The organism is Cyanobacteriota bacterium (genome assembly GCA_025054735.1).
In the GTDB taxonomy this organism is placed as follows: Bacteria; Cyanobacteriota; Cyanobacteriia; order SKYG9; family SKYG9; genus SKYG9.
The window spans coordinates 1-4,017 of record JANWZG010000371.1; the positions used below are offsets into that span (position 1 = coordinate 1).

The 4,017-nt window shown below is 48.6% G+C and carries 4 protein-coding genes; 3 read left to right on the forward strand and 1 reads right to left on the reverse strand.

The window, feature by feature from the left end; genetic code table 11:
• Nucleotides 1-1,513: ABC transporter permease subunit (locus NZ772_15180; GenBank protein ID MCS6814897.1), on the forward strand; the 1,513-nt coding region annotated here is incomplete at its 5' end.
• Nucleotides 1,514-1,561: 48 nt separating this feature from the next.
• Here the strand turns inward: NZ772_15180 and NZ772_15185 are convergent.
• Nucleotides 1,562-1,978 carry a hypothetical protein gene (locus tag NZ772_15185; GenBank protein ID MCS6814898.1) on the reverse strand — a complete coding sequence of 139 codons (417 nt, stop codon included), beginning with the start codon at nucleotides 1,976-1,978 and terminating at the stop codon, nucleotides 1,562-1,564.
• Nucleotides 1,979-2,119: 141 nt separating this feature from the next.
• Between NZ772_15185 and NZ772_15190 the strand changes: the two genes are divergently transcribed.
• Nucleotides 2,120-3,364, forward strand: a complete 1,245-nt coding sequence (locus NZ772_15190; protein MCS6814899.1) for a VWA domain-containing protein — start codon at nucleotides 2,120-2,122, stop codon at nucleotides 3,362-3,364.
• Nucleotides 3,365-3,647: 283 nt separating this feature from the next.
• Complete coding sequence (locus tag NZ772_15195; GenBank protein MCS6814900.1) at nucleotides 3,648-3,827, forward strand: ssl1498 family light-harvesting-like protein; 180 nt, start codon at nucleotides 3,648-3,650, stop codon at nucleotides 3,825-3,827.
• Nucleotides 3,828-4,017: the final 190 nt, after the last annotated feature.

Consider the following 4,017-nt stretch of genomic DNA (forward strand, 5'->3'; position numbering starts at 1 on the left):
AACCTTTGCCTATGCAGTATGCGGCACAGTGCTTAGCGTGGCGATCGGGTTAGTGCTAGGGTTGTTTACTTCAGAAGTTTGGTGGCAAGTAGTTGCTCCCCACCAACCTCGCCCTGTTTGGTTAGCTCTACGCGGCATCCTAGCTATCCCAAGGGCCATCCATGAGCTAATTTGGGGGTTGTTTTGTGTTAACATTTTTGGCCTGGATCCGCTAGTGGCTGTGTTAGGCATCGTTATTCCCTATGGTGCGATCGTCACCAAGGTATTTTCCGAACTGTTAGATGAGACCCCGCGTCAACCTTTAGTGACATTAGTCAACAGCGGAGTATCTCCCCTTACAGCCTGCCTTTATACGATATTCCCTCAAGCTTGCTTAGATTTGCTGTCCTATAGTTTTTATCGCTTTGAGTGTTCAATTCGTTCAGCAGCCGTTTTAGGCATTATTGGTGCAGGGGGTTTGGGTTATGAAATCTTGCTCAGTCTGCAGTCGCTGCGCTATGAGCAACTGTGGACGCTGTTCTATGCCTTAATCTTGTTGAGTGGATCCGTAGATGTTTTCAGTGCCCTCCTGCGACGGCGACTTGGTTCTCCCACACGGTTAGACTTGAACTGGAAAACAGGCCATGCTAGTCGTTCTTCGGCCACTAAGTCAGAAGGCATTTCCCGTGAACAGCCCCCCACCCTGACAGGTTGGCTCTGGCACTATAGCCCTACGATCGCAGTCATCGCCGCTGTAATACTAGTTCCAGCTAGCTTTATTTACATTCGCCCTGACATCAGCAAGCTGTGGGCACCCCGCACATTGGCCTTGCTCGTAGATGTAGCAAAATCGTCATGGCCTCTGACTGTCACTCCGGCAGTTCTCAGCGAGCTAGGGATGCTGTCATTACAAACTCTAGCCATGTCCATTTTGGCGATCGTAGTTGCTGGTAGCGGCGGTATGGTTCTATCGTTTTTTGCTGCCCATAGTCTTTGGCTGCCAGGGGGACTGTTTAATAGCCATAGCAGGAACAACTACGCTCAATGGTGGGCATGGCCGGGTGTTGTATCGACTCGCCTTGTTCTGTTAGTCTGTCGAGCGATCCCAGCTCCCGTTTGGGCATTAATAGCAACCTTTGTGCTGTTTCCTGGCATCCTTCCCGGTGCAATTGCTCTCGGATTTCACAACCTAGGCATCCTTGGTCGGCTAATGGCAGAGGTAGTTGAAAATCTTGACCAGCGACCAGCTCAAGCCATAAAGACACAAGGAGCATCTCCTGCTGTAGTCTTCCTCTACAGCCTACTACCTATGACACTAACTCGTTTTCTTGCTTATAGCCTCTACCGCTGGGAAGTTTGTATGCGAGAGACAGTAATTGTAGGGTTGGTAGGCGCAGGTGGCTTAGGGCGCTTGCTTACAGAGCAACTCAGTAGTTTTGACTATCGCGGTGTGTCGTTATCACTGATCTGTTTTGTGTTGTTAACCATGTTAGTGGATGCAACAAGCGCTGGAATGCGGCGATCGCTCCGATAGCACTGATCCTCTGATAGACAGTGATCCCCTAATCTCACAGGTCTAGGCTCATGCTTCGCCATGGTGTGTGGCACTTTGCCTGCTCCAGTCGTGAGTTAAGTGATATAAACTCTGCTCTACAACCCGATGTGCCTTGTTGTCTAGGTAGTGCCAGTCTACTTCACCACCTGCATCGAGCAATTCCCTATCAATTTGGACAAGCTGGACATCGTCTGGTCTGCCTAACTGGTAGTCTTGAAAACAAATGGCATAACACAGCTCCCAAATATCTACGCTCCGCTCTTGATCCTGGTAGGAAAGGCACAGCCGATACCCAGGAATAGGGGTGTCAACGGGCTGGTAGCTACTCCGCCACGGTAATTGTTCTACCTGCTTACGCAAATTATCCACCAGACGGATCATGACTGGTTGCATGAGTAAGTCTGCTTGCTGCCAAGTTTGCATGTCTGTGAACTTTGGGGACATAAGCACGGTGGGCCGTAATTTGGCCTGAACAACTTGGAGTTACCTTAACATGGCAAGTCCAAGCTTTGCGTTGTTTTGTCAGAAAGTACGCTAGGATTGGCTTACCAGGCTTGTTAGGCTTATTAGATGATACAGAGAGTCATGGATGTAGCTTTAAGAGTTCAACTGAGCGATCGTGCGATTGATGCTACACGAACCGAAAGTCAGCGGCAGGTGGCGTTATCTGTGTCTGCCTTGCCCACAGGACGACAGCGGTCTATTCCCCTAAACCTATGTCTAATCTTAGACCACAGCGGCTCCATGGGTGGCAAAGCACTGCAAACTGTCAAGCAGGCCGCTCAACAACTGGTGGATCAACTAGCACCAACAGACTATCTCTCAGTGATTGCGTTTGATCACCGGGCTAAGGTGTTAGTTCCTAACCAGCCCGTGACGAACCCTGCGGGGATCAAAGCTCTAATTGACAGCTTGCAGGCTGATGGTGGTACTGCAATCGACGAGGGACTGCGCCTAGGAATTGAAGAATTGGCTAAGGGCAAGTATGATGCCATCTCTCAGGCACTGTTACTAACAGACGGTGAAAACGAACATGGAGACAACAATCGCTGCTTAAAATTGGCGGAAGTTGCTGCTACCTATAATCTCACTATCAGCACCCTTGGGTTTGGCGACTATTGGAATCAGGATATTCTAGAGCGCATTGCGGATGCAGCCGGAGGTAGCCTTGCCTATATCCAGCATCCTGAGAGTGCAGTGGAGCAATTTAATCGACTGTTTCGCCGGATGCAGTCCGTCGGACTGACCAATGCTTATCTACACGTGTCATTAGCTTCTGGGGTACGGCTAGCTGAGCTAAAACCGATCGCCCAAGTCATGCCTGAGGTGGTCGAGCTACCCGTTCAACAAGACCCCAAAGGGTATACCGTTCGCCTAGGAGATTTGATGATCGATGTGCCACGGCTGGTGATGGTGAATGTCTACATCAGCCAGCTTCCCCTGGGAGAATATCCCATCGCTTGGGCGCAAGTCACCTACGACGATCCCATTAGCAAGCAAACCGGTCTCTTATCTGAGCGTGTGCCTGTGGTCGTGGATGTAGTGCAATCCTATCAGCCTGACCTTGACCCAGAAGTACAGACCCACATTCTAGCGCTGGCTAAGTATCGTCAGACACAGTTAGCTGAAACAAAGCTTAGGGAAGGCGATCGTCAAGCTGCCGCCACTATGCTACAAACAGCCGCCAAAACAGCCCTACAACTGGGTGACAAGAGTGCAGCCACGGTATTACAAGCAAATGCTACCCGGTTACAAGCGGGTGAGGATTTATCAGAGAGCGATCGTAAAAAGACACGTCTAGTCTCTAAAACTGTGTTGCAAGACAACTAAGCTGAGTGATTACTGTATTCAGTATTGCTTAATATATAGCTCTATTACGATTTGTAAACCAGTTTTTTGGCTTTTACACTCCAATCTGATACAGTGTGGCAACTAACTAAACATGATCTAGTGCTACTTACTGGGAATGGTATTATCTTGCCGTTTTGGTTAGCAGCATTCTTAGTTGCCGCAAGGCTTTAGTAACTTTTACCCCTGAATAGGGTAGAGTCACGCTAGTCCTTGGATAGTAGCTAATCATACCTAAGTACTTGATATTGTTGATTGAACTTCTATGCCTTATACAACTGAAGATGGTGGACGGCTTAACAACTTTGCCTCAGAGCCAAAAATGTATGTTGCTGAACCTACAACTCGATCGCAGGTTGTTAACTACATCGTGGTCGCTGTTAGCGGTTCTCTGCTTGTAGTCGGCCTTATTGTCCTAACCTTTGTCATCACTAAGGCTAGTTAGTGTTACTTTGACAATGCGCCAACTCACGCTAGCTTGTTGGAGGCTAGTGACATAGGCCCGTCAAAACCGTAGCAAAAAATCGCAACGCCTGAAGAAACGCTGTTGAGGCTCGTAGTGAAGACTGAAGTCTTCACACAGTCATTTTTGATTACTTCAGTGTAATCAATACCATTTCTCCAAAAGCCAACTG

Coding starts and splice junctions, on each gene's coding strand:
- NZ772_15190 (MCS6814899.1), top strand. CDS start 2,120: ATGGATGTAGCTTTAAGAGTTCAACTGAGCGATCGTGCGATTGATGCT.
- NZ772_15195 (MCS6814900.1), top strand. CDS start 3,648: ATGCCTTATACAACTGAAGATGGTGGACGGCTTAACAACTTTGCCTCA.
- NZ772_15185 (MCS6814898.1), bottom strand. CDS start 1,978: ATGTCCCCAAAGTTCACAGACATGCAAACTTGGCAGCAAGCAGACTTA.